Origin of the sequence: Marisediminicola antarctica, from assembly GCF_009930795.1 — a bacterium.
GTDB lineage: Bacteria > Actinomycetota > Actinomycetes > Actinomycetales > Microbacteriaceae > Marisediminicola > Marisediminicola antarctica.
The window spans coordinates 1,106,349-1,130,904 of sequence record NZ_CP017146.1; the positions used below are offsets into that span (position 1 = coordinate 1,106,349).

Sequence of the window (24,556 nt, forward strand, 5' to 3'; positions counted from 1 at the left end):
CGGTTCATGTTCGGCATGATCGGCTGTCGATCTGGCCGACGTCTTCCAGCTGGATGGCGACGCCCATCGCGCGGATGGCGTTCGTCTCCACCGTGTAGTGGACGCTCATTCCCCGGCGCTCCTTCGAGACAAGGCCGGCCTTCTCGAGCGTCTTGAGGTGATGGCTGACAGTCGGTTCCGATAGGCCGACGACGGGAGCCAGCTCACGGGTGCAGGCTTGTTGGTCGGGTCGGCTCCGCATGAAGGCGATCAGCCTCAGCCGGGTGGGGTCTGCCAGTGCCTTCAACCGGATCGCGAGCCGAACGGCATCCTCGACCGGAAAATCCGGGGTGGATGCGAGCGGTGCGCAGCAGATCGGCGAGATGTCGTCGAGAACCGGGAGTGCCTTGGGCATGGCGCCATTGTTGCGCCCTTTCGACATATGTCAAAGAGGTAGCCCCAACAGCGAAGGGTGGGCCCCGTCGGACTCGAACCGACGACCCGCGGATTAAAAGTCCGATGGTATCTCTGTAGCCCAAGTGTGTGTATTCTCTGTCATTACCAAGTCAAACGCTCCACCATCGATGACGGCGCGAACATCTGGCTATAGACAGTGTCCACACGGAGGTGGCGGGGTGCGAGTTCAGATCGTGGGTCGGACTGAGACTGGTGCGCCTAACAGGTGGGCTGTCCTCGATGACGACGATCGCCTGGTCTCTCAGGTCAATCGCTACCTCGAATACCTTCGATCGATCGAACGTCCCGACAACACTGTCCGAGCAGCCGCATACGACCTGCGCGCATACTGCGAGTTTCTCCTCGACACCGAGCGGGACTTCGACGACGTGACCGATGAGGTTCTGGCATTCTTTGCAAGGTGGTACAGACACCCGGCGGACAACGTCACGGCGATCGTCGACCGGGCCGCAGCCCGGGCGAGAAGTAGCACCAACCGAGCGCTCGCAACGATCTCGGGCTTCTACAGGTATCTGGGATCGCTCGGCGAGGACATTGTCGGCGCTGGCGGTTTGCGACGGCTGCAGCAGTCTTCTCAGACCTACAGGCGATCTCGGGTCACGGTAATCGACAACGTGGGTCGAGCCAACCGCCATCGCCAGCGCAGCCGGCTCGGCCCGCGATTACCGCGGACTCAGCAGCGTTTGAAGCTTCTGACGATCCAGCAGGTGCACTCGATACTGATGGAATGCCGCGATCGGCGCGACAGGCTCTTAATCATGCTCGCGTTCACCACCGGAATGCGAGTGGGCCAGATATTGGGGCTGCGACACGAGGACATCGACACCCGAGGACGAACCATCCGGATTGAAGCGCGCGACGACAATTCGAACGGAGCACGGTCTAAGGGGCGCAAATCAGGAACGATCCCGATGACCGAGCAGGTCAACCGGCTCTATATCGATTACATGCACGAGGAATACGGGTACATCGACAGTCCCTTCGTGTTCATCAATTTCGACACTCTCAAGCCGATGAACTACTCGGCGGCCGACTCGATCATCCAGCGGTTGAGGCGCAAGACCGGCAACTACCAGTGGTCGATACACACGCTGCGGCACACCTTCGTCACGCTGAGCAGGCGAGCAGGCGTCCCGATCGACGTCATCAGCAACCTGGTGCTCCACAAGAACATCCAAACGACCATCGACATGTATTCACACCTCGATGTCGAAGACCTCCGACGGATACTGATCGAACACGGCGCGTGGGAAGAGGCAGCATGAACGATGTGGCGAGAATAGTCCCGATCGGCGTTGCTGATGAGGGCGACGAATATATTGCATGGCTGAATAAACGCACCTCAGCGGTTTTCCTCGCGCTGTTCGTGCCGCCGGATCCCCGAGGTGTTTATTCCAACCCGGAATGCGCGATCACCGACTGCGACAGGGTATCGAGCGCAGGGGCGGGGCTCTGCGGGCTGCATGTGAAGCAATTCCGGACGTCAGGGATCCACGACCTTGAGGCCTTCCGTCGCTCGGCCGTAATCCGCCCGGTAGTCAAGAAGAAGCATGGCGGATCATCGGCCCGAGGCATTTTTGACCTTTCCGCCTGCGCATCGGCTACGGTGCGGGCAGAACTACAGCTCGCCATCAGCTGCAAGGCCACCGGAGAATACGGAGGACCTCTCCGTGCCGACGCATTCAACTCGTTCGTCCAGTCGCTGAACGCGGCCGGCGTGCGGTCTCTTCGCGATCTAAGAGCCAGTGCGCCAGCAACCTTAGTAGTCGAAAAACGGGCTGGCTCTTACGCCTCCACCCACCGGATGTACCTCACCGAGTTCCAGAGCTGGATCGAGTTGGCGGAGGGTAACTTCTCCGTGAAGCGTCGAATCGGCACCAGGCGCGGAGGAAGCCAACGCTGGTCCCAGTCGCAAGACATCGCGCAGCCGTGGCTCAGAGAGATCGTCGAAAGGTGGGTGGCGTACCGGGTCAACACCGAGGCGGCGGACGCGCAGCACATCGGGCAGCAGGAGTCTCATGTCGTGGAGTTCGCCCGCTGGGCGGAAGCCCGCGACGTCACAAATCCCGAGGGAGTCACACGGAGCTTGCTGCTCGATTGGCTTGCCGAGGTTAATTCGCAGACGAACAAGCACGGCAAGAAGTTCAGTGGCGGTTACCGATCGGCAAAAATCAGCGCCGTGAGCATGATGATCCAATACGCGCGGGTTGAAATCACCCAACGAATCCCGTCGAACGCCCTATACCTTGCCGGGGAATTCCCGGCGCGAGATATCCCGTCGCCGCGATTTCTTGAACCTCGACTTATCGATACCCTTCGTCTGCCGAGAAGCCTCGATCTAGTGGTCGACCCGGCGCACAGGACCGCGATCCTCATCATGATGCAGGTCGGGGTCAGGGCTGGACACACGTGTTCGCTCCCGTTCGATTGCCTGATCGACCTCAACCGCACCGGCTCCCTCGACAAGTGGGCATTGAACTTCATCGACACCAAGTCGAAAATGAACATCACCGTGCCGATCGAGCCGCACGTCGCTACCGCGATCAAAGCCCAGCAGCAGCGAGCCCTGGTTGAGAGCGCCAAAATGGGGCTGGCCGTCCCGGAGCTCCTGTTCGCCAATTCGCGGGCGAGATCGACTCGGCAGCTTGCCCCCGAGCGTCTGAATATCGTGCTGCGCCAGTGGGCAGCCGATCTGGATTTGCGGGATTCAGCAGGGCAGCTGGAGAAAATCACACCGCACAGATTCCGTCACACTTTCGCTACCGAAATGCTCGAAAAAGGCGTGCCCATCGAGGTTGTCCAGAAGCTCCTCGGGCATCGCTCGCTCTCGTCGACTCAGATCTACGCGACGACGACGGACAAGCGGATGCGGGCCGAGTGGGAGAACGCAAAGTTTGTGAACGTCCGCGGCGAAGCGATCGAGATGGCCGAGGGCCCTGCGGCCGACGCCGAGTGGTTGTTAAACCGGATGTCCCATGCGATGCAGCCTCTGCCGAACGGGGCATGCGGGCTACCCATCCAGCAGTCCTGCCCGCACGCGAATGCGTGTCTCGACAACTGCCCCCACTTCATCACCTCCGTCGAGTTCCTCGGCGTTCACAGGGCGCAGAGTTTGGAGTTTGAACGGACAATCAGTAAGGCTGAGGCCGCAGGCCACTTCCGACTGGTCGAGATCAATAAGAGGCCCAACGAGAACCTAAAGAAAATCATCAATGCTCTCGAAGACGATCCAGGAGAGGCGTCTGATGCTAGCTAAGGAGGATCGCCTCGCAAACCTGCAGGCTGCCAACGCGAAGAAGACTGAAGCGGCACGAGGTGCGGTACTGCGGGCGTTCGATCACCTCGTCGCGACGGCCGCAGCCGTCAACATCAATGCGGTCGCGGCGGAGGCCGGCGTCTCGCGCGGCTTCATCTATTCGCAGCCGGAGCTCCGCGCGAAGATCGCCGACGCGTCGAAGCTGCCGACGAGCAAGGTGCGCTCGTCAAGCAGCACGCCGAACGAAGCCTCCCTGACCTCCAGGCTGGAAACAGCGCTCGATACTATCGGTGACCTCAAGTCCGAGAACCGCGAGCTGAAACAGAGAATCGAGAACCTCACGGCTCAGCTGCTGGACCAAGAGTTGGCAATCTGAGCTCGACGTCTGAGACACAGCTCCTTGGTCCGCTCACACAGGTGGGGTTTGTGGCGGATGCGACCGAAACGCTGGGATGGTTGCGAGATGAAAGATCTCGGTACGCAGCATGCCGTTGATTCTGAAGCGATTTCCCACCAACTAGAGACGGCCTGGCTGATGTCCGACGCCGCCGATCTGATCGTGGCCACACACGAGCAGTACGAGGGCTTCCAAGAGATCATTACCGTTTTCATGTGCGGCTTCGGCATGGTGGCGAACGTGATGCGCACGGCTGCAGCAGCGATAGAGACGACCAGGTTGGGCTATGGACACGAGGGCGACCCTCTCGTACGACTCACTTACGAGCACGTGATGGCGATACAGACTTTGGTGACGAATGGCTTTGCTGCCGTTCAAGCCTTCGGACGATCTCACGCCAACAACCTCAAGAAATTGCAGGACATATCCGCGTTCGGGCAGCCCGGCGTGCACGAGACCGAGAGCGAGTGGATGGACGCATTCCGCCTGGCTGCGGCAAACACCAAGGCGGGTCCGGCTGACAACGCGATCAAGATGGGGACCATCGGGAAGAGTGGCGATGACGCCACGGCGATGCTCTGCTTCGGCTGGCTGCAACCACCCAGACATCGCACGCAGGCATCATCGCTTCTAGGAACTACGTGCGGATGAGTTCCAACGACGCCGGCGTGGAGTGGCAGCGGATGTTCACCTCGGACTACGACTATGCCGACCCCCGCACTGTTCTGCTCGTGTCCGTGTGTCAATGGCCAATCCGAACTGCCCATAGGCGGCTTGGATTTTAGCGATCGTCGCACCACTCACCACCTCCGAGAGTTGCCAATCCATGCCCGATTCATCGATCAATCCACCACAGCCTCGCAGGATCTACCGCGAGGCCGAGAAGGCCCGGTTCCTAGAAGCGTTCGAACGCCTTGGCAAAGTCAGCCTTGCCACCCGCGAAGTCCGCGTCCATCCCGCCAGTTGCTGCCAGTGGCTTATCGACGCTGGCATCGATGCCAAGAAGAACGGCCGAGCACGGCGCGCAGAGTACTTCCGGCTGCAGGACTCCGGCGTTGCCCGAGCGGACGCAGCTCGACAGACCGGGTTGAGCCTGCGGACGGCGATCGACTGGGACCAGGGAATCCAACACGCCAGCAATCGCCGCGTTTACCCCGACGGCCGGATCCTCGACTACAACAAAGCGGTGCCTGTTCTGAGCGATGCCCGTCAACGTCAGCTGCTTCCCCTCGTGGAGAGGCAGCTGGATGCACGGTATCTGTCGCTTGGCCCGGCCTGGTTCATCGGTGGGCAGAAACAAGCTGTGGGAGTGGCGTGGTCGACGAGCTGCCGACATCCCTGGCGATGACGAAGCATGAGCGCAAATGATTCAAGAGCGAAAAAACCCGATTTTGGGCAGAGTTCTCCCTACCCAAGATGCCTTACGCGTTTTTTGGCTAGCGCTTCTGCTGGCTCTTCGCCTTGGCAAGTCGGACGGCGCGAACGTTCACGCGGTCCGATACCAGGGGAAGAAACCGGACAAGGAAGACTCCAAGTCCGGTCAGCAGAGGCGTCACGAGAGCCAGATCCACAAGGATGCTGTGCATAACGCGACCTCCCCTCTTGGGTGGGTGTCAGTCGTCTCGACTGACGCGACCGCAGCGTGAATAGCTGCGGAGTTGTGATGCCTTGCGGGCACAAAAAAAGCCGGTCGATGACCGGCTGGAAAATTGGCGCGACTATGACGCGTTCCATCAGAATAGGCGCCGCGGCGGCCGACTCATGTGTGACACGCCGATGGACGGTATCAGACACGAGAAGCTGCACGGGCTCGTCGTCAAAAAAAATCCCCGGTCGATGGCCGAGGATTTGGGCGCTGTTCGTGCACGCAAGCTCACTCTAACAAATCTGTGGATGGTGTGACCGCCTGGCCCTCGTGATGTGAAATACCTCTGCAGCGTTCAAAGGCAGGGGCGTTGGTGTCACGCAGGCGAGACGCGCATTTCTCGGACCTGGCTCCACCGCTCCTGGAGGTTGATCGCAACAATGGCGGCTTCAAAGTAGTCATCAAAGTTGCGGCCGTTGTCGTACCAATGAGCAGGGTCGTCGTTGGTGCGGACCTCGATCGTGAAGCGACCGGGGTGCTGCAACTGGCGAGTCAGAAAATCTGGCAGGGCGGTTGTGCTGCCGTGACCGCGAGTCGATCCAATCAGCACAACGTCACCGACCAGGATGTCGCGCCCCCGCGTCTCCGGGTAGAGAAACCACCAGAGGCAGGTTGCTCGCCGGTTGGCCGGCAGCTGGCGTACTTTGCCTTCTTCGTTGGCGTAGATGGTGAGGTTTGCGTCGGCGAGATAGACCGGTTCGACGTAGCGGCCGACCGCGGCTTGGTAGTCCGCGAGTGCTCCGAACTGATGCTCGAAAACGGCGACTCGTATTTCATGCGGGATGACAATGCCTGTGACCATGGTGATCACGTTCCTTTCGTGGAGGGTCACTTCAGCCGGGTGGCTGAAGAGTTCCCTCCGCGAAGCGGCATGAGCATGGGGTTGGGCGACGAGAACCCTGGTGGCGAAGCTCTGGAAGCCTCCATCCGACCAGGGTCTCGTCCGTCGTTCAGCTGCCTGGAGGTTTGTCCTTGGTAGCGTCGCGGCTCGGGGGAGTCGCCTTCTTGGCAGGCTCCTTTGCGAAGATCGCCTCGATGGCGTTGCGCTTGGTTTGGGCCTCGCGCTCGATGTCCGCCCGGACCGTCTCGGCACGCTTGAGCACTTGCGGATCGGACTTGCTGCGTTCGATCCAGTACTCCAGCGAGAGACGGATTTCTTCGGTGACACTGCGGTCGTTGAGTTGGGCGATGACGTCCAACTGCGCTCGCAGGTCATCCGTGATGCGAACCGCAAGGGTCCGCATCTGACCTGTGGCTCCCGCGTACTGCGGGAATCCGGATGTCTCACTCATGTGAGCCACCTCCTCATTCTTGATGCGGCCGACGAACCGGAAGGTTCCTCTGCAAGCCGCACGGCAATGAGGAGCGGACCTCGAATTATGCTCCGATGCCCAAGGAGTTCAATCTTCCGTTCGGGAACTTGTCTTGTAGAAATTGCCACCGGAGCCCTTCATAGTCCCCGCGATCCGTGTTCACCAGGGTTTAACGAATGCGCCGATCGTGTTATAACTAGGGGCAGATTGCAGCGTCAGGTTCGAGGGAACTCCCGGCTGCAAGTGAAACCGACTCGCGGGCCAGCCTGATCAAAGGCCTCGTGTCGCAACCCGCCAGTATCGTTGGATCAGGCTTGAGGAAAATTAACGCGCGCACATCAGTGTGGAGGAGAACACGCACGACATGACGTACCCAACAACGAACGAACCAGCAGTGGCGCACGATTCTTCTAAGCCGGTGGTGTGGTAGTGGCTCCGACGACCAGGGAAGCCCAGCGCGCACAGTTACATAAGACGATCTGGCGCATCGCGAACGATCTGCGGGGCAGTGTCGATGGTTGGGATTTCAAGACGTACGTGCTTGGGATTCTCTTCTACCGCTTCATCAGCGAGAACCTCGCTGTCTACCTGGACGATCTCGAGAGCAAGGCTGGGCTGCCTGACTTCGACTACGCGAAAATCGCCGACTCAGATGCAGAGTTTGGGCGGAAGGTCACAGTCGAGGAGAAGGGCTTCTACATCCTTCCGAGCGAGCTCTTCGACAACGTGCGGAAGCGTGCGCCGCGGGACGAGAACCTCAACGAGACCCTTGAGCGGGCCTTCAAGAACATCGAGGGATCGGCGGTCGGTGCCGATAGCGAAGAGGACATCAAGGGTCTGTTCGACGATTTGGATGTCAACTCGGCGAAGCTCGGGAACACCGTCGCTAAGCGCAACGAAAAGCTGGTCAAGCTGCTTGACGCGATCGGCGACCTGAACCTCGGCGACTTTAAATCGCATGAGATCGACGCTTTCGGTGACACCTACGAGTACCTCATGCAGATGTATGCGTCCGAGGCGGGCAAGTCCGGTGGTGAATACTACACGCCACAGGAAGTTTCGGAGCTACTCGCGCGAATCACGGTCGTGGGCAAGACCGAGGTGAACAAGGTCTACGACCCAGCAGTGGGTTCTGGCTCGCTGTTGCTCAAGTTCAAGAAGGTCCTTGGCCCCGGCAAGGTCCGGCAAGGATTCTATGGTCAGGAGATCAACCTGACGACCTACAACCTTGCCAGGATCAATATGTTCCTCCACGACGTGCCATACGACCAGTTCAATCTCGCTCACGGCGACACCCTGACCGATCCGCAGCACTGGGACGATGAGCCTTTCGAGGCGATCGTCTCGAACCCGCCATACTCGATCAACTGGGAAGGCGACGCCAACCCGCTGCTAATCAACGACCCGCGGTTCGCTCCCGCCGGAGTGCTCGCGCCTAAGTCGAAGGCCGACCTCGCATTCACGATGCACATCCTGTCGTGGCTCGCTGTCAACGGCACGGCGGCGATTGTCGAGTTCCCGGGCGTGATGTACCGCAGTGGCGCGGAGCAGAAGATTCGCAAGTACCTCGTCGACAACAACTACGTCGACGCGGTTATCCAACTCCCGCCGGATCTCTTCTTTGGTACGACCATCGGCACATGCATCCTCGTACTCAAGAAGTCGAAAAAGGACAACTCCGTCCTGTTCGTGGATGCTTCAGCAGAATTCGTCCGCAGCGGCAACAAGAACAAGCTCGTCGATGCGAACCGTCAGCGAATCCTCGATGCCTTCACCGCACGCGAGGATATCGAGCACTTCGCAAAGCTTGTTCCGAACAGCGAGCTTGCCGGACGCGAGTACCTCATGTCGGTCTCCTCTTACGTGGACGCAAAAGATACACGCGAGGCCGTCGACATTGTTGCGCTCAACATCGAGATCGCCCGAATCGTCGCCCGACAGTCCGAGCTCCGCACTGCGATCGACGCCATCGTCGCGGACCTAGATGGGACCTCGTGAGTCGGATCGACGGTCTGCTCGCCGAACTCGCGCCGAAGGGGGTTCAGTTCCGAATGCTCGGGGAAATCGCAGAGCTTGTCCGCGGCAACGGCATGCCCAAGGTTGACCTGACCGATGAGGGAGTCGGCGCGATCCACTATGGCCAGATCTATACGCGCTACGGAATCTGGACGAGGTACACGCTCTCATACGTTGCGCCTGAGACCGCCGTAAAGCTGGTCAAGGTCGATCCAGGTGACGTCATCATCACCAACACCAGTGAGAACGTGGAGGACGTCGGAAAGGCCGTCGCTTGGCTGGGTGAAGAGCAAATCGTGACTGGTGGCCACGCCACTGTAATTCGTCATCACGAGGACCCCAAGTACCTTTCATATTGGTTCCAGTCGGAGTCGTTCTTCGCCCAAAAGTCGGCACTCGCCACTGGCACAAAGGTCATCGATGTATCTGCGAAGCAGCTCGCAAAGATCCGAATCCCCGTACCTCCTCTTCGTGTGCAGCAGGAGATCGTGAGAATCCTAGATAACTTCACCGAGCTGGAAGCGGAGCTGGAAGCGGAGCTGGAAGCGCGACATCTTCAATATGCCTATTTCCGTGATTCGCTCCTGAGCGCCCCCGAGGAATCTGGCGTTCGCTGGTCAACTCTTGGGGAGATATCTGCTCGTGTCTCCTCGGGCGCGACACCACTTGCCGGGAGTCCTGAGTACTACGACGCGGGAACGATTCCCTGGCTTCGAACTCAAGAAGTTCGCTTCGTCGATATCTGGGATACCGACATTCGAATTACTGAAAAGGCACTCAAGAAGACTGCCGCCAAGTGGATACCAGCGGGCTGTGTGATCGTGGCAATCTCAGGTGCGACGGCCGGTCGTTCTGCGGTCAATCGGATCCCACTCGCAACCAACCAGCACTGCTGCAATTTTGAGATCGATCCAATCCAGGCGAACTTCCGCTACGTTTTCTACTGGGTCCGCAGCCAGTATGAGCAAATCAAGGCGCTCGGGCAGGGCGCTCGATCCGACCTCAACGCAGGGATTATCAAGAGCGTGCGTATTCCCGTGCCACCCCTTCCGGATCAGGAACGGATCGTTTCGATTCTCGACAAATTCGATGCGCTGGTGAACGATCTCAGTATCGGCCTTCCAGCGGAGTTGGCTGCTCGGCGCAAACAATACGAGTACTACCGTGATCGCCTCCTGACATTCGAGGAGACCCGGGTATGACCGAGACGATCCCGACCCACTTTGCGCCCATTGTGGTGTCCGCCGAGAGCACCGTGGTTGCAGAGTTCATTCCCGATACCGCAAGCGACGTCGCCTATCAGTCAGAGGCGGATCTCGAGCGCCAGTTCATCAAGCTCCTGCAATCCCAGGCCTATGAGTACCTGCCGATCACCAGCGAAGCGCAGTTAGTCGCCAATCTTCGATCGCAGCTCGAGGCGCTGAATTCGATGAGCTTCTCGGACTCTGAGTTCGAAAGGTTCTTCAACGACCGGATCGCTGGGGCGAATGACACCATCGAGGCGAAGACGATCCGCATCCAGGAAGATCACGTTCAGCTCTTGAAGCGCGATGACGGTTCGACGAAGAACGTCATGCTGATCGATAAGGCGAACATTCACAACAACCGACTGCAGGTGATCAACCAATACGAGGTCGGCCAGGGCGATGGCGGTGCAAAACACGCAAACCGGTATGACGTCACCGTGCTCGTGAACGGCCTGCCGTTCGTGCACATAGAGCTGAAGCGCCGTGGGGTCGACATCCGCGAGGCTTTCAATCAGATCGACCGTTATCAGCGCGATAGCTTCTGGGCGGGCTCGGGGTTGTTCGAGTACGTGCAACTCTTCGTGATCAGCAACGGCACCTTGACCAAGTACTACTCAAATACGACTCGCCGCCAGCACCTCTCGGAGGCGGCCGGCGCCAAGCGCGCTAAGAAGACATCCAACTCATTCGAGTTCACGTCATGGTGGGCGGACGCGACGAACAAGCCGATTCAGGATCTCACCGGATTCACGAAGACCTTCTTCGCCAAACACTCGCTGCTCAACATTCTGACGAAGTACTGCGTGCTCACGGCGGACCGAATGCTGCTCGTCATGCGGCCATACCAGATCGTTGCGACCGAGCGAATCCTGCAGAAGATCGACATCTCGACGAACTACAAGCAGCTGGGTTCCGTCACCGCGGGCGGCTACGTGTGGCACACCACTGGCTCGGGCAAGACCCTGACCTCATTCAAGACCGCACAACTCGCGTCGCGTCTGCCGTCGGTCGACAAGGTGCTTTTCGTCGTCGACCGCAAAGACCTCGACTACCAAACCATGCGGGAGTACGACCGCTTTGAAAAGGGCGCTGCGAATTCGAACACATCGACGGCGGTGCTGAAGAAGCAGCTCGAGAACCCGAACGCGCACATCATTATTACGACGATCCAGAAGCTTGCGACGTTCATCACTGCGCCGGCGAACAAGGGCCACGCGATCTTCGACGGCCACGTCGTGATCATCTTTGACGAATGCCACCGCTCGCAGTTCGGCGATATGCACGAGGCGATCGTGAAGGCCTTCAAGCGTTACAACCTCTTCGGGTTCACGGGCACACCGATCTTTGCGGAGAACGCTGGGTCTGGCGGCAACCCCGCGCTTCGTACTACGGAGCAGGCCTTCGGCGAGAAGTTACACACGTACACGATCGTTGACGCGATCAATGACAAGAACGTCTTGCCGTTCCGCGTGGACTACGTGAACACGATTAAGCTCCCCGAGGGTCTCACCGATAAGCAGGTGTCGGCGATCGACACCGAGAGGGCCCTGATCGCGCCGGAGCGCATTCGTCAGGTTGTTCAGTACACCCTTGAGCATTTCGACCAGAAGACGAAACGCAGCAACGGGTACGCCTTCTCGGGTGTGGCCAACATCGCGGACGTCGCGTCTGGCCGAAACCGGGTCGATGAAGTAAAGGTGTCCCGCCGAGTCAACGGCTTCAACGCTATCTTCGCTACAGCTTCAATTGATGCCGCCAAGCGCTACTACAACCAGTTCGCAATCCAGCAGCAGGAGCTAATTCCGGACCGGCGACTGAAGATCGGGCTCATCTTTTCGTACGCCGCCAACGAGGCGGAAGGCGAAGGTTATCTCGACGAAGAGGGCTTCGAGACGGCTGCGCTCGATGCGTCGTCGCGCGACTTCCTCGAGGACGCGATTCAGGCCTACAACCAGCTATTCGGCACGAGCTACGACACGTCAGATGACAAGTTCCAGAACTACTACAAAGACCTGTCGCTTCGACTGAAGAACCGCGAGCTGGACCTCGTCATTGTGGTCAACATGTTCCTCACCGGTTTCGACGCGACCACACTGAACACCCTCTTCGTCGACAAGAACCTTCGCTCGCATGGACTCATTCAGGCTTACTCGCGAACCAATAGAATCTTGAACTCGGTGAAGACCTACGGCAACATCGTCAGCTTCCGCGACCTAGAGCAGGAGACGAATGATGCAATCGCGTTGTTTGGCAACAAGAACGCTCGCGGTGTCGTGCTGCTCAAGCCGTATGGCGACTACTACAACGAATACGCAAGCCGAGTCTCCGACTTGCTGGATCAGTATCCGCTTGGTCAACCAATCATCGGCGAGACTGCGCAGAAGGAATTCATCGCCCTCTTCGGTTCGATCCTGCGACTCCAAAACATCCTGACGTCCTTCGACGATTTCGTCGGGAACGAGATCCTCTCCGACCGTCAAGGTCAGGATTACCGCAGCGTCTACCTCGACCTGTACGCAGAGTTTCGTAAGGAGAAGGATTCTGAGAAGGAGTCGATCAACGACGACGTCGTCTTCGAGATTGAACTCATCAAACAGATCGAGATCAACGTCGACTACATCCTCATGCTCGTGCAGAAGTACCGCGACCAGCGCGGCGACGGCGACGACAAAGAGATCCGCGCTGAGATCACCCGCGCGATCGATGCATCACCCTCGCTCCGCAATAAGAAGGACCTCATCGAGGCCTTCGTCGATCGAGTCTCCGCGAACGGCGAGATCGACGAGGAGTGGACTACCTACGTCGCAGCAAGGCGCGCGGCTGAACTCAACAAGATCATTGAGGACGAGGGACTTCGCGCGGATGAGACTCGCGAGTTCGTAGATCGGGCTTTCCGCGATGGTTCTATTCAGTCAAGCGGAACCGCAATCACCCGCGTTCTTCCTCCAGCCTCACGATTCTCGCCCGACGGTGGTCACGGGGAAACGAAGCAACGCGTTCTTGCGAAGCTCGGGGATTTTTTCGAGCGGTTCTTTGGTCTGATTTCGAGCGGAGATTCCTGATGGCTGAAGCAGCTTCAGAGGCGGACGAGGTAGCGGAGGAGCCAGGTCTCGAATCCGCGACACATTCAACGACTGAGAAAGCAGCGGAGTCCTTCAAGATTCATTCGCTCAGGCCTGAGTTCAACGCCGAGAATCACGAACTCTATGTCGGCTACCTCCGTGATGAACTTTCGAAGCCAGCGGTCAAGTCAAAAGAGCCGCACGCCGACGACGAAAAGGAACTTCGACCTCGCAACGTCGCCCTCACTGGAAGCTACGGCTCGGGCAAGAGCAGCATCCTCAGCAAGGTCGTCGAGGAGCTGGGCAGTCGCGTCGTCAGCGTTTCGCTATCCACGCTGGGAAGCGAAGAGACTCCGCCAGAAGACGATTCTGCGAGCAAGGACCCTCTGAAGACGCCCGCGATCACTAATGCGATCCAGAAAGAAATAGTGAAGCAGCTTCTCTATCGAGAGAAGCCTTCTAACGTTCCTGGGTCGCGGTATCGAAGGATCGAAAGCTTTCGAAAGGGACGCGCTTTCGGCTTTTCCCTTCTAATTGCCGCTGGCCTGACGGCGCTAGCGTTTCTTACAGGTGCTCCATCCCGGATCGAGGAGATATTTGGCAACGAGCTCGGCCCAAACGTGCTGATCTATCTATGTGTCTTCGTCCTTGTGCTGATTCTTTCGCATGGGCTCCAGTCGCTCTTTCACAACCGGGTCTGGATCGAGCGGCTGACATCGGGACCGGCGTCTATTTCGCTGACTAACAAGTCGGAGAGCTTCTTTGACAAGTATCTGGACGAGATTGTCTATTTCTTCGAGGCAAATGCCTACGACGTCGTCGTTTTCGAGGACCTCGACCGTTTCAACGACCCTTACATTTTCGAAACGTTGCGAGAGCTCAATACCCTGCTCAACAACTCGAAGCAGATCGACCCGAAGGTGATCACGTTCGTCTACGCGATCAAAGACAGCATCTTTGAGCAACTTGGAAAACTGTCGATCAATGGGGTGAAACTGACCGACGAAGAGATCCGGCAGCTAGCTGTCACCAACAGGACCAAGTTCTTCGATGTGGTGATTCCCGTCGTGCCGTTTATCAGCCACCGAAACGCCAGGGACCTCGTCAGCAATGAGATGGCGTCATCGGGCTTCACCTTCGATAAGGCGATCCTCGACCTGGTCTCAAAGCACATGGTCGATATGCGTCTCATCAAGAACGTCCACAATGAGTTTGGCATTTTCAAGCAGAAGATCCTCGGCGCCGGGCATTTGGATGAACTGAAGCCGCAACCGCTATTCGCCATGATCGTTTACAAAAACCTGAACATGGCTGACTTCGAGAAAATCAAGGAAGGTACTAGCAAGCTCGACCATCTCTATACCGATTTCCGCGAGCTCGTCAACGAGCAGATCTCGTCCGTGAACCGCACCATTCGAGCGGCACGAACGAAAATTCGGGAGATTGATTCAGTCGCTGCGAGGAGCAAGGAACTCGGTGATCGCCTCGAGCGTTATGTCGGCCGACTTCTTGGAGCGGCAGGCCAGACGATGGAAACCTCAACACTCACTCTGGCGGTCGCCACGACGCCCGAAGAATTGCGCGGAGCTGAGTTCTGGAGGACCTGGCTGAACGACGACGCACTGACATTGACTGTCGGATATCAGACAAGCGTGCCCACCAACTACTACGGACCTCAGTCAGTGAGCCAGTCATTTATCCTAGACTTGGAACACGTGCGCGAGGCACTGGGCGACCCTCTTACTCTCGATGGATGGGAATCCGACGACAAATCGGGCCTCCAAACGAGCATCGAAGAGCACACCGATCTCCGCGACTTTCTGAAGACGGCCACCATGTCGCAGCTGGGCCAGCGTCCGGAGCTCGTACTGAAAAACGAACATGGCACCGAGTCGTTTGGCGCGATGGCTGAACGCCATCTTGGCAAAGGTCTCGCGCTCGACCTCGTCAAGGCCGGCTACATCGATAGAAACTTCAGCCTTTACGTCTCGATGTATTACGACGACTTGGTGACAGCTCGCGCGCGCAACTACATCCTTCATTCGGTTGAAGCGAATGCGGTTGATATCAACGCCGAGATCGGCACCGGGCCTCAGATCGACGCCATGCTGGATGAAGTTGGGGACACGATCTTCGCTGAGCGAAGCATCTACAACATTCAGCTGCTCGATCACTTGCTGGTGAAGGAGGACGCGCGCCTTGATCGCTCGATGCGATTGATTGCTGGTGACGGCGCGGACGAGAGTGCGATCCGGACTGCTTACTTCTCCAGTGGAAGCCAAGTCGAGGCTCTCGTGGCGCGTCTAGCTCCGCTTTGGAGCAGTATCTTCAACTTCCTTCTGAAAGACGAATCAGTCGCTGATGAGCAGCGGGTCGGCCTCATCGACACCGCTCTATCCGCGATCATTGACAAGATCTCCTACAAGACTGATGCGGCACTCAGCGGGTTCATGCGGTCGCACTTCAGCGAACTCGCAACGCTATCGGGTGCGAAGCCGGTCGCCTCGATAGATGCGATAGTCACCCTGCTTACTAAGGCCAACGTGCGCTTCGAAAAACTACACGCGCTTTCCAACCAGTTGAAGTCCGGAGCCGTCGAGCATTCGCTGTACGACCTCACCAACGAAAACCTCATTGCTGCACTTGATGGTGAGGAGAATCTGGCGCTGGACCGAATCGGATCGATCAATGACGACGTCTTCCGGTACGTAGCTCAAGATCTGACGATGTACCTCGAAATTCAGATGAATTCCGAGGTGACCGAAAACACAATCGAGGATCACAAGAACTTCATATCTGTCCTCAACGAGCTTGCCGACAACGAGCCCGGCGACGTGACTGCGGTGGTGGAGCGCGCATCGAGAGTCATTGTGAACAAGATCACTGCCCTCAACGAAAAACTCTGGCCAATCGTCGCGCAGACTGAGCACCTCAAGGCGAGCTACGCGAACCTCACCGAGTACATCGCCAAGCGTGGCGGGATTGACAGTGAGCTTGCCGGCACGCTGAACGCATCTACCGAAATCGTTGACCTGCAAGCAGCCGATGAACCTGGCAAAAGAACCCTCGCGCTGGCCATCGTCGCGAGCGACTCGATCGGCAACGAGAAGCGCGCCGAGTTGGCGAAGAGCCTGGGCTTGGCGTCTCCACTGTTGGTGTCCGAACTGAGCCTGGCCGACGAAGATCCCAGTCTCACGGCGGCCCTGCTTGCATCGGATCTGATCGAAGATTCAGCTGCGTCCTTTTATGCCCTGGACGCGGCCACCTGGCCGGTGAAACGAGCGTTTATTCGAAGATCTGCTGCTTTCGCCACGTACGTCGACGAGATCGGTTTTTCGAAGCCGGACTTTGTCTCTTTGGCTCAGGACCCCGAGACATCCGAAGAAATCAAGAAGGCCGTCGTCCTCAATCTCTACGCATTCACTGATTCATTGAGCCGACCCGCTTTGGACGCCCTCGCGCAGTTCGTGATCGACTGCGGTATTGCAGTCGGCCTTGCGAACCTTGTCGCGATGGCAACTGCGGGCGTGACTTCAACGTCTCTGGTTCGTCTGATTTCGCTCGAGATTGATTCTCTAGAACTTGACGACTTGCTGTCGGTCCTCCGGCTTATGCCGGACCGTTATCAACGACTGACTACGACAGGGGGCCACACAAAAATTCCGAACACCATAGAAGACCTCCGACTGGCAGATCATTTGGTGGCGGCGGGACAAGTGAGCACCCGAGACTCGTCGCCCACTGGCAACGTCTTCAAGGTCAATCTGAAGCGCGGGGCATAGCCCGGGTTGCGGGCTTCTTTAACTTCTGGGTGCAACAGGTTTCCGGATGGGCACACCCAGTGTCCGCAGCGCGGAGATGATCGTGTGGTTGTCAAAGCCGAGTTGCCTACCGATGGCCGCCCTGGAGTTGCCCTCTGCGTACAACCGAACGGCCTCGTCTTTCACTGCCTGCGACATTCCCTTGTAGAGATCGACGCCGCGCGCCTTCAGAAACTGCGACACCGTGTTGCGGTGCACCTTGTACATACGTGCAAGTGTGTAGATCGATCCGTGAGACTGGTAGTCCGCGACAAGCTGGTCAACTTCTTGAGTATTTGCGGGTTTGGGGGCCAGTCAATATTGCCTTCGGGGGCCACGGATATTGCCGCCGGGCGCCAGGCTGTCGCGCGGTCGGGGGCCACTGTTAGCGGCCATGCCAAACTGCCCACAGGCGGCCACGGAAGTGCCCACTGGCGGCCAGTAGAACTGCCCGTTGGTGGCCATGAGATCTGCCCACTTCCTGTTCTGAGCCCGACCGCTTAAGCGGCGGGAGCCTCTCCCTGGGGTTTGATTGCGGTGTTCAAGACGCACCAAAGTTGCCCAGGAAGAGGCCCTGAATGAAGTTTGACGGAGAAATTATGGAAATCCTTGCTGCCTACGATCTGACTGGATCGTTGCGCGCCACAGCCGAGCTCACCGGCTGCTCGCACCACACCGTTGCCCGCCATGTGTCCGCCCGCGACGAGGGCAGGCCGATCGCGGAGCCTGCCTACCGGGGGCGTGTCACGGATGAGTTCCTGCCCAAGATCGAGGAATGGGTTGAGGTGTCCAGGGGCAAGATCCGCGCCGACAAGGCGCACGAGAAACTCGTCGCGCTCGGCTACGACGGGTCAGACCGGTCGACCCGGCGTGCGGTCGCGCAGGTCCGCACCGCCTACCGGTTTGGCCAGATCCGGGTGCACCGGCCCTGGATCACCGAGCCGGGCATGTGGTTGCAGTATGACTTCGGCGATGGGCCCGTCATCGCCGGGCGCAAGAGCGTGTTGTTCGTGGCCTGGCTGGCGTGGTCGAGGGTCCGGGTGGTGATCGCCCTGCGGGATCGGACGGCCCCGACCGTGTTCGCAGCGCTGGACCGCACGTTCCGTGTCCTCGGCGGTGCGCCGACCTATGTCCTCACGGACAACGAGAAGACGGTGACCGTGTCCCATATTGCCGGCGTCCCGGTGCGCAACCAGCAGACGGTGGACTTCCCCCGCCACTACGGCATCACCGTGTTGACCTGCCAGCCGGCGGACCCTGCGACCAAGGGCGGGTCGGAGTCCTCGGTCAAGGTCGCCAAGGCCGACATTGTCCCGAAAGACACAAATCTGCGGGCCGAATACGCGTCGTTCGCGGAGCTCGAAGCGGCCTGCGAGACGTTCATGGACGAGGTCAACAACCGCGAACACAGGGTCACGAGGCGAAAGCCCGCAGTGATGCTCGAGGAGGAACAGCCGCGGCTGCACCGGATCCCCGACACAGCCCACACGGTCTCGTTCGGCCTGACGCGGGCAGTCCCGGACAACACCCCGATGGTGACGTTCGAGAACGGCCAGTACTCGGTGCCGTCGTATCTGCTCGGCGGCCGGGTCTTCGTCCGCAGCCACGGGATCGGCGGCGACGAGCAGGTCATCGTCGTGCACTCCGGCATCGGCGGTCCGGTCGAGGTCGCCCGGCACCCACGGGCGAGGCCGGGGAGCCCCTCGATCGACGACGCGCACTTCCCCAACCACCGGGAGAAGGTCCCGGGCGACTACACGATCAAGGCCCGCAGCGGTGCCGAGGCGGAGTTCCTGAGCCTCGGCGCCGGCGCCCGGGCATGGTTGCTCGAGGCTGCGGCCGCCGGCACGACCCGGATGAACGTGAAGATGGCCGACGCGGTGGCGTTGGCGAAGATCAGCGGCCTGACCGCGGTCGATCAGGCGCTCGGCGAGGCGGCCACCTATGGCCGGTTCGCGACCGGCGACCTGGCCTCGATCCTCGGGTCCCGGAGTGACCGAACCCCCACCCGAGCGGCGGACGAGGCGAAGTCGCTGGCGCAGGGCACCGCCGGGTGGGCCGCGATCGGCCTGCCCGCCACACCGGCCCTCGACACCGTCGCCGAGGGTCTGGAGGAGAGCGCGTGAGCGTCACCGCCACCGCTCCGCCCGCCCTGCCGGCGGACCTGGAAGCGTTGATGCGGCAGCTGAAGATGCCCTACGCCCGCGCGCTGGCCCCGGAGCTGATCGCGACGGCCCGCGCGCAACGCTGGGAACCGGTCGAGGTCATCAAGGCGCTTTTCGTGGAGGAAGTCACGGGCCGGTCCCGGTCCATGCTCGCCACCCGCCGCAAGGCCGCCGGCTTCCCGACCGGGAAGACCTTCGACACCTGGGACGAGTCCGCGTCCTCGATCCCCGTCCCGACGCAGCACGCACTGCGGACCCTGGAATGGATCGGCCGGAAGGAGAACGTCGTCGTCTGCGGACCGTCCGGAACCGGGAAGACGTTCTTCCTTGAGGCCCTCGGCCAGCAAATTGTCGAGGCCGGGATGCGGGTCGCCTGGTTCCGCCTCGAGGACCTCGGCGCCCTCGTCCGCGCCCACCGCTCCGACGACTCCGTCGGCCGGGTGGTCGCCCGGATCCTCCGCGCCGACCTCATCGTCGTCGATGACATCGGCCTGCTCGAAGTCGGCGCCGACGCGGCCGAGGGCCTTTACCGGCTCGTTGACGCCGCCTACGAGAAACGCTCCATCGCGGTCTCCTCCAACCTGCACCCCGCCGGCTTCGACGCCCTCATGCCCAAGACCCTCGCGACCGCGACAGTCGACCGGCTACTCCACCACGCCCACGTCTGCCAAACCTCGGGCGACTCCATCCGCCTCACCCAAGCCCTCGCCGGGAAGGGCGTGACACCCATGAACTAGAACGACGACGACCGCGCATGGCCAACGCCACCACACCCCAGGTGGGCAGATCTGTTGGCCATGAGCGGGCAGTTCTCGTGGCCACCAGCGGGCATTTCTACTGGCCGCCCACGGGCACTTCAGAATGGCCATTGACACCACTGGCGCCCGACCGCGCGAGCCTTGTGCCGTGACCTGACCGGCGGTGTGTTCTCGCATGTTGTGGCCGCCGGTTTCTACCCAGATGGTGTTGTGTGGCGAGTAGCGCTTGGTGGTAGCGGTAGTCCGGCGAGTTGGTAGCGCATTTCCGGGAACACGGTAGCGCTGGCTGGTGGCGTACTGCTCTGCTGTGGAAGGACGACGCATTCGGCGTTGTCGTTTCATTGTTGCGGGCGGGTTCATGGCGGACTATCGAAAAATATTGGGGCTGGTGCTTGAGGGGCGCAGTTACCGCGAGGTCGTTGAGATCGCGGGGTGCTCGCATCGGGACGTGGCCCGGGTTCGGCAGGAGGTCCAGGAGCGGGGTCTGACCTCGGCGGTGGTGATCAGCGACGCTGAGCTCGCGAAGTGGTTCCCGGACGGGTGGCGGAGAGCGTCGGAAGAGTAGGACCAGCCCGATCTGTCGCGGGTGTTGGGCTCGATGAAACAGAACCAGCACTTCACAGCAGCAAAGTACCCGAAGTGACAGTGACGACGATGTGTCGGCCGACGTCGCAGAGCGCGAGAACCGGGATGCCGAGACGGGCGAGGTCGACTCCTTCAAGGATGAGACGGGCCCGGAATCGGTCGCCGTGCGGCAGATGGTCCTCGATTGGCTCGCTAGCCATTTAGCCACCGTCGAAGTCGTCGGCACCAAGCCGACGCCGTGGTGCACCGAGTGGCGGCTGCACCCCGAAGTCGTAGCCCGGATCAAGGCGCTGTGGCAGGCCAGCATGCAGGCCGAGGCAAACGTGATGGGGGGGCGACGCCGGTGCGGTCTCGTCCTGGTGGATAAACCATTGGGATCGACAGGCCGAGGTGATCTTCGACAAGGGAAACGGGCCGTTTCGCGACTGCGACCCTGCCCAAGGGAATCTATCGCGCCGAAAGGATACGGCCGCGGTGATCGTGCCAGCGTCAATGCCGCCGGCAAACGTCATCCTGTAACCGTCACGCGCCGAATGAGCATCCGGAGATAACTATACTTCTGGCCCCGCCGAGAGTCGGGCTAGAAGGATATCCAGCGCATGTCATGGAGCGACCGTCGGCGCTGGTTCCGGCAGGACCGGCGGTGGTGTCGGCGTCGGCGTGAAGAGCTCCCCGATCCGATCCTCGTTGTTCCGGCTTACCCATTGAATGAACTCGCTGACGTACCCGCTGACCAAGAGGAATGCTAGAGCCGCAAGGATCATCGCGGCCCAAAAAGGGAAATTGGGACCGCGAAATAGTTTCATCGCCACCCGCTGCGGCCGTGAAGCGACATAGTCCGGGTCCTTCCTTACGAGAACGGCGTACCGGGCGATCGCAAACACCGACACAGCGTGGCAGATCACAAAACCAAGGCTGAGGACGAGCGGGAAGAAACCGGCCACCTGAAGGATCAAAGTGGCGTATGGGCCGCGACGTTCGCTGTCCAATAACCCCGTGACGAGCTCAACCAGGTCGATACCGCCAGCGTTTAGGATCGCTTGATACGCGGCCTGGTTAGCACCAGCAGCTGGAGTGGACAGCCAGTTGAGGGAGAGCATCAGACCGAAAGCGAGGACGATGTTGAACAAGAGTTGAAAGGTCAGCCAGCCTCTGAGTACGACTCTCCGGAGCGCTGTGTACAGCACAGCAGAGATCGAGAACCCCAGCGCAAACGAAGCAATCCAGGTGATGACCAGGATCACCTGCTCACGGAATAGGACGTAGCCGGTGACGACCAGTGCTACCACGATGCCCGCGGCAATCACCTTCGGCCAGAACCAGTCATCACCGGTATTGGAAGCAGGTTTGTCACCTCGTATCCGTGCAAGCTCGTCCTGATGCGCCTTCTCCCGCTCCTTCTGCCGCCTCTCCTCGGCTTTGCGCTGGTGCTGGAGTCGTAGGTTCTCCTCGCGCTCAGCGTCCTTCTCCGGAGTGTTGTATCGCACCTGCTTGGAGATGGTCGAGGCGTCCGCAGCGCCGATGATAACCCTGTTGTCATTGCTGACTTTCAACGTCGTGTCACCTATTCGCACGTCCCCGAGGAAGGTGTTGCCACGGATCTTGATAGAGCTTCCCGAGGGGGAAGCTTTGGCCCCCGGAAGGACCCTCGCAAACAACGCACCGAATAGCGCCCCGATGATCGCTATGGTCAGCTGCAACAGGAAGTCGGATGCGTCCACTGAGATCTCCTTTGGTTTAGGGCAGACGTTACCGGCAAACCGGCGCACATTGTGGTGACCGGAGTTGGATACAGGTCCAGCCATGGTGCGCACATACCGCATCGCAGGAGAGTCTCCCGTCAGCAGCCGGGACGCCTGATCGAGGCGTTGCGGATACTCGCTGTGTCCATTCGGCCGCGCGGTCTACCGCTCGCGTCCGTCGTCGCGGGTGCGTTGACCTTCGGGCGCTGCGCCTGGGCGCTGCGGGTAGCCTGACTGGCCTTCACGATCAGGCCGGCGCGGCGTTGCGTCTCGCGCTGCTGCTCGGCCTTGGTCCGGTTAGATTCGCGCATCGTGTCCAGAGCCGTACGGGCTTTTCTCGGTGCGGTGCGGTGCTCTCGGGTCGGCCCTTGCCATCGCGGTCTCCATGGCTTTCTGAGCGACTGCGGTGGCCCTCGGCCGTTCGGCGTCGCCCGCGCTCGGCTGCGACCTGAGTGTCTGAGACTTGTGCATGGCGGTCACGCGGGCCGCGAGTCGCCCCCACTCGTGTCGACGTGCGCGGGGACATCGCTCAACTGCCGCGTGCACTCGGGCTCCTAGGCCGCGACCGTCGCGCCTCGTTCCTCGAGGCGGGCGGCCAGATACTCGTACCGTTCAGCCAGGTGATCGCGCCACCGGGTCGGTCTGCGAGGCGTCGAGCGTGCGGCGATCCGCAATCCACTCGGCCACGGGCGGCCGCTCGATGGTGCAGGGCTACGTCTGGTCGACGTCTGCCGCCAGCGCCCGTTCGATGTGACCTTGCATCCGGAAGGACATCACCGCGCCGATGTCATCGACGGTCTCCAGCTCGCGGCCGCCCCAGCTCGTGCGCGAAAGAACGGCAGGGTCCATCTTCTGTTCCTCGGCACGGGACAACGCCGAGCTGACAGCTCCCCAACTCTCCGAGCTGGTGAGGGTACGAGCGTGGCCGATGCCGAGCACCTGGTGCACAAGCTGATCGAACCGGACGGCGTTCGCGCGCTCTGCGACATCCCCGCACTGGTCGATGAGGGTCAACAGGTCGTCCACCCGGGCCTGCTCGGCACGGATGGTCTCGTGAGCAGAGAGCATCCCATCGGTGTTGCCGGCGATGAAGTCCTTACGTCACTCACCGGCTGAGCCTCCTCGGTCTCGACGTACAGGTGGTTCGCTTCCTTACCCCGGGTGAGACCGACGTAGGCCAGCTCATGTGACGTCGAGGAGTCTGCGAGCACGTGCGCGGTGTCGGCCGTGAGACCTTGGGCACGGTGGATGGTCGACGCTGAGTCAATGATCGACGAGCAGTACAACGGCCTGAGTTCGGGTCGAGGCAAGGATGCGGTCGTCCAGTTGGTCCGCGCCTTCGCCGCCGAAGGGTATCCGGTCGACGTGGATGTCCGGCTTCGAGCGTATTTCGCAGCAGGCGGCACCTTTCGTCACGCCGAGTCGATCGGCAAGCTCATCCGCGAGACGAATGCGGGAACCAAGCACCGAGTGAAGCAGCGCTACCGAGACAACATCGTAGAGATCCTTCGGGACCGATTCACCGCCTCCCCAAACGCGTAACCCACCGCCCTGGCACTCACCGATGAGCAAAAACAGATTCGCGAATAGAAGCGTCGTCTGACCGCCGCTCTGAATAACGAGGCGCAGGCGCATCGCCGCTAAGACAAGCAGCGCGAGTGGCGCGAGAAGGGCATGTACCTGACGCGTGAGCAAGCTGCCGCCGGCAAACCCTGTCGAGGCTGTGGTCTCCCGGTGATCGACGACCTCGGAAGTTGGCCGCCCGTCATGCACCTCTCCTCCGAGGAACGGGTCGAGCACGACCGTGCGGAGGTGCAGTTCAGACAACTCCACCCGGACTACCAATCGCACCGCTGGAGCATGCAGGAATCGCGGGTGTCGCACTGCGGTCTGTGCTGCCCGCTGCTTACGCTCTCGCAGGGCCAGATTGAAAACATCTCGCGAATCCTGAGTGGGCACGTGCGCCGCGAAGAATAACTCGACATCTGAAGACTCGCTCTCACGTGCGGGCACCGCGCCGAGCGAAGCGTCCATCACGCCAATCGCTACTGGTCTGGATCGACAACGTACTGTCCGGAGTGCGAGCTGACGCGCGGTATCTTGACGTCCGAGCG

At 60.2% G+C, this 24,556-nt stretch carries 23 protein-coding genes, 1 tRNA gene and 1 pseudogene; 13 read left to right on the forward strand and 12 right to left on the reverse strand.

The genetic code is table 11. From position 1 onward, the window contains the following. Positions 1-4: 4 nt before the first annotated feature. Positions 5-394 carry an ArsR/SmtB family transcription factor gene (locus BHD05_RS05265; protein WP_161885502.1) on the reverse strand — a complete coding sequence of 130 codons (390 nt, stop codon included), beginning with the start codon at positions 392-394 and terminating at the stop codon, positions 5-7. A gap of 58 nt (positions 395-452) precedes the next feature. Beyond that, positions 453-516 (reverse strand) — tRNA-Lys (locus BHD05_RS05270). A 98-nt stretch (positions 517-614) separates the two neighbouring features. Here BHD05_RS05270 and BHD05_RS05275 point away from each other — a divergent pair. The 5 genes from BHD05_RS05275 (at position 615) to BHD05_RS05295 (ending at position 5,457) form a co-directional block, all read left to right on the forward strand. Continuing rightward, a complete protein-coding gene (locus BHD05_RS05275; RefSeq protein WP_161885503.1) occupies positions 615-1,721 on the forward strand; it encodes a tyrosine-type recombinase/integrase in 1,107 nt (368 codons plus the stop codon). Further along, on the forward strand, positions 1,718-3,712 hold the full coding sequence (locus BHD05_RS05280) for a tyrosine-type recombinase/integrase (protein ID WP_161885504.1): 1,995 nt from the start codon (positions 1,718-1,720) through the stop codon (positions 3,710-3,712). The genes BHD05_RS05275 and BHD05_RS05280 overlap by 4 nt, the downstream gene beginning before the upstream one ends. Beyond that, positions 3,669-4,088 carry a DUF6262 family protein gene (locus tag BHD05_RS05285; protein WP_161885505.1) on the forward strand — a complete coding sequence of 140 codons (420 nt, stop codon included), beginning with the start codon at positions 3,669-3,671 and terminating at the stop codon, positions 4,086-4,088. The genes BHD05_RS05280 and BHD05_RS05285 overlap by 44 nt, the downstream gene beginning before the upstream one ends. Before the next feature lie 87 nt (positions 4,089-4,175). After that, the gene (locus BHD05_RS05290) at positions 4,176-4,760 is read left to right on the forward strand and encodes a hypothetical protein (protein WP_161885506.1); all 585 of its coding nucleotides are present in this window, start codon (positions 4,176-4,178) and stop codon (positions 4,758-4,760) included. Between the two features lie 175 nt (positions 4,761-4,935). Then, positions 4,936-5,457 (forward strand): hypothetical protein, encoded by a 522-nt coding sequence (locus tag BHD05_RS05295; protein WP_161885507.1) that lies wholly within the window; start codon positions 4,936-4,938, stop codon positions 5,455-5,457. Between the two features lie 88 nt (positions 5,458-5,545). Here the strand turns inward: BHD05_RS05295 and BHD05_RS05300 are convergent, their stop codons facing one another. From BHD05_RS05300 to BHD05_RS05310, 3 genes are all read right to left on the reverse strand, one after another. Further along, a complete protein-coding gene (locus BHD05_RS05300) occupies positions 5,546-5,695 on the reverse strand; it encodes a hypothetical protein (protein WP_161885508.1) in 150 nt (49 codons plus the stop codon). A 375-nt stretch (positions 5,696-6,070) separates the two neighbouring features. After that, positions 6,071-6,556 carry a DUF3846 domain-containing protein gene (locus tag BHD05_RS05305; protein WP_236966730.1) on the reverse strand — a complete coding sequence of 162 codons (486 nt, stop codon included), beginning with the start codon at positions 6,554-6,556 and terminating at the stop codon, positions 6,071-6,073. Positions 6,557-6,704: 148 nt separating this feature from the next. Continuing rightward, a complete protein-coding gene (locus BHD05_RS05310) occupies positions 6,705-7,046 on the reverse strand; it encodes a ribbon-helix-helix domain-containing protein (RefSeq protein ID WP_161885510.1) in 342 nt (113 codons plus the stop codon). Between the two features lie 450 nt (positions 7,047-7,496). Here BHD05_RS05310 and BHD05_RS05315 point away from each other — a divergent pair, with 450 nt between their 5' ends. The 4 genes from BHD05_RS05315 to BHD05_RS05330 are packed head-to-tail and all read left to right on the forward strand — an operon-like array spanning position 7,497 to position 17,174. After that, the gene (locus BHD05_RS05315) at positions 7,497-9,065 is read left to right on the forward strand and encodes a type I restriction-modification system subunit M (protein ID WP_161885511.1); all 1,569 of its coding nucleotides are present in this window, start codon (positions 7,497-7,499) and stop codon (positions 9,063-9,065) included. Then, entirely contained in the window at positions 9,062-10,285 is a 1,224-nt protein-coding gene (locus tag BHD05_RS05320) for a restriction endonuclease subunit S (RefSeq protein ID WP_161885512.1), read from the forward strand. The genes BHD05_RS05315 and BHD05_RS05320 overlap by 4 nt, the downstream gene beginning before the upstream one ends. Beyond that, positions 10,282-13,392, forward strand: a complete 3,111-nt coding sequence (locus tag BHD05_RS05325; RefSeq protein ID WP_161885513.1) for a type I restriction endonuclease subunit R — start codon at positions 10,282-10,284, stop codon at positions 13,390-13,392. Before BHD05_RS05320 ends, BHD05_RS05325 begins: the two co-directional genes overlap by 4 nt. Continuing rightward, positions 13,392-17,174, forward strand: coding sequence for a YobI family P-loop NTPase (locus BHD05_RS05330; RefSeq protein WP_161885514.1), 3,783 nt, complete (start codon positions 13,392-13,394; stop codon positions 17,172-17,174). Before BHD05_RS05325 ends, BHD05_RS05330 begins: the two co-directional genes overlap by 1 nt. Before the next feature lie 18 nt (positions 17,175-17,192). On the opposite strand, the gene BHD05_RS05335 is transcribed toward BHD05_RS05330, so the two are convergent. Then, positions 17,193-17,420, reverse strand: coding sequence for a hypothetical protein (locus BHD05_RS05335; RefSeq protein WP_161885515.1), 228 nt, complete (start codon positions 17,418-17,420; stop codon positions 17,193-17,195). Between the two features lie 350 nt (positions 17,421-17,770). Between BHD05_RS05335 and istA the strand changes: the two genes are divergently transcribed. Both istA and istB read left to right on the forward strand, forming a co-directional pair. Further along, complete coding sequence (gene istA / locus BHD05_RS05340) at positions 17,771-19,318, forward strand: IS21 family transposase (protein ID WP_161885516.1); 1,548 nt, start codon at positions 17,771-17,773, stop codon at positions 19,316-19,318. Then, entirely contained in the window at positions 19,315-20,094 is a 780-nt protein-coding gene (gene istB / locus BHD05_RS05345; RefSeq protein WP_269467590.1) for an IS21-like element helper ATPase IstB, read from the forward strand. The genes istA and istB overlap by 4 nt, the downstream gene beginning before the upstream one ends. Before the next feature lie 638 nt (positions 20,095-20,732). Here istB and BHD05_RS15670 read toward each other — a convergent pair. Then, positions 20,733-20,900, reverse strand: coding sequence for a hypothetical protein (locus tag BHD05_RS15670; RefSeq protein ID WP_202614393.1), 168 nt, complete (start codon positions 20,898-20,900; stop codon positions 20,733-20,735). Here BHD05_RS15670 and BHD05_RS16115 point away from each other — a divergent pair. Further along, positions 20,874-20,954 (forward strand): annotated as a pseudogene (locus BHD05_RS16115) (hypothetical protein); the annotation flags it as partial. The gene BHD05_RS15670 and the pseudogene BHD05_RS16115 sit on opposite strands and share 27 nt — an antisense overlap. Before the next feature lie 136 nt (positions 20,955-21,090). Beyond that, on the forward strand, positions 21,091-21,219 hold the full coding sequence (locus BHD05_RS16120; protein ID WP_418763837.1) for a hypothetical protein: 129 nt from the start codon (positions 21,091-21,093) through the stop codon (positions 21,217-21,219). A gap of 83 nt (positions 21,220-21,302) precedes the next feature. On the opposite strand, the gene BHD05_RS05355 is transcribed toward BHD05_RS16120, so the two are convergent. The 5 genes from BHD05_RS05355 to BHD05_RS05375 all read right to left on the reverse strand — a co-directional run bounded on the left by BHD05_RS05355 (position 21,303) and on the right by BHD05_RS05375 (position 24,476). Then, on the reverse strand, positions 21,303-22,421 hold the full coding sequence (locus tag BHD05_RS05355) for a hypothetical protein (RefSeq protein WP_161885518.1): 1,119 nt from the start codon (positions 22,419-22,421) through the stop codon (positions 21,303-21,305). A gap of 119 nt (positions 22,422-22,540) precedes the next feature. After that, on the reverse strand, positions 22,541-22,753 hold the full coding sequence (locus tag BHD05_RS05360; protein ID WP_161885519.1) for a hypothetical protein: 213 nt from the start codon (positions 22,751-22,753) through the stop codon (positions 22,541-22,543). A gap of 400 nt (positions 22,754-23,153) precedes the next feature. Next, on the reverse strand, positions 23,154-23,510 hold the full coding sequence (locus BHD05_RS05365) for a hypothetical protein (RefSeq protein ID WP_202614394.1): 357 nt from the start codon (positions 23,508-23,510) through the stop codon (positions 23,154-23,156). Then, positions 23,453-23,752 carry an ATP-binding domain-containing protein gene (locus BHD05_RS05370; RefSeq protein WP_236966656.1) on the reverse strand — a complete coding sequence of 100 codons (300 nt, stop codon included), beginning with the start codon at positions 23,750-23,752 and terminating at the stop codon, positions 23,453-23,455. Before BHD05_RS05370 ends, BHD05_RS05365 begins: the two co-directional genes overlap by 58 nt. Further along, positions 23,706-24,476: a hypothetical protein gene (locus BHD05_RS05375; protein ID WP_161885522.1), complete on the reverse strand. Its 771-nt coding sequence runs from the start codon at positions 24,474-24,476 to the stop codon at positions 23,706-23,708. Before BHD05_RS05375 ends, BHD05_RS05370 begins: the two co-directional genes overlap by 47 nt. Positions 24,477-24,556 lie beyond the last annotated feature (80 nt).

What these genes read in the sequence shown, in the direction of transcription:
- istA (WP_161885516.1), top strand. Translation starts at nt 17,771, where the DNA reads ATGAAGTTTGACGGAGAAATTATGGAAATCCTTGCTGCCTACGATCTG.
- BHD05_RS05360 (WP_161885519.1), bottom strand. Translation starts at nt 22,753, where the DNA reads ATGCGCGAATCTAACCGGACCAAGGCCGAGCAGCAGCGCGAGACGCAA.
- BHD05_RS05300 (WP_161885508.1), bottom strand. Translation starts at nt 5,695, where the DNA reads ATGCACAGCATCCTTGTGGATCTGGCTCTCGTGACGCCTCTGCTGACC.
- BHD05_RS05280 (WP_161885504.1), top strand. Translation starts at nt 1,718, where the DNA reads ATGAACGATGTGGCGAGAATAGTCCCGATCGGCGTTGCTGATGAGGGC.
- BHD05_RS05375 (WP_161885522.1), bottom strand. Translation starts at nt 24,476, where the DNA reads ATGGACGCTTCGCTCGGCGCGGTGCCCGCACGTGAGAGCGAGTCTTCA.
- BHD05_RS05325 (WP_161885513.1), top strand. Translation starts at nt 10,282, where the DNA reads ATGACCGAGACGATCCCGACCCACTTTGCGCCCATTGTGGTGTCCGCC.
- BHD05_RS15670 (WP_202614393.1), bottom strand. Translation starts at nt 20,900, where the DNA reads ATGGCTAGCGAGCCAATCGAGGACCATCTGCCGCACGGCGACCGATTC.
- BHD05_RS05295 (WP_161885507.1), top strand. Translation starts at nt 4,936, where the DNA reads ATGCCCGATTCATCGATCAATCCACCACAGCCTCGCAGGATCTACCGC.
- BHD05_RS05365 (WP_202614394.1), bottom strand. Translation starts at nt 23,510, where the DNA reads ATGCTCTCTGCTCACGAGACCATCCGTGCCGAGCAGGCCCGGGTGGAC.
- BHD05_RS05290 (WP_161885506.1), top strand. Translation starts at nt 4,176, where the DNA reads ATGAAAGATCTCGGTACGCAGCATGCCGTTGATTCTGAAGCGATTTCC.
- BHD05_RS05285 (WP_161885505.1), top strand. Translation starts at nt 3,669, where the DNA reads ATGCTCTCGAAGACGATCCAGGAGAGGCGTCTGATGCTAGCTAAGGAG.
- BHD05_RS05330 (WP_161885514.1), top strand. Translation starts at nt 13,392, where the DNA reads ATGGCTGAAGCAGCTTCAGAGGCGGACGAGGTAGCGGAGGAGCCAGGT.
- BHD05_RS05305 (WP_236966730.1), bottom strand. Translation starts at nt 6,556, where the DNA reads ATGGTCACAGGCATTGTCATCCCGCATGAAATACGAGTCGCCGTTTTC.
- BHD05_RS05310 (WP_161885510.1), bottom strand. Translation starts at nt 7,046, where the DNA reads ATGAGTGAGACATCCGGATTCCCGCAGTACGCGGGAGCCACAGGTCAG.
- BHD05_RS05335 (WP_161885515.1), bottom strand. Translation starts at nt 17,420, where the DNA reads ATGTACAAGGTGCACCGCAACACGGTGTCGCAGTTTCTGAAGGCGCGC.
- BHD05_RS05265 (WP_161885502.1), bottom strand. Translation starts at nt 394, where the DNA reads ATGCCCAAGGCACTCCCGGTTCTCGACGACATCTCGCCGATCTGCTGC.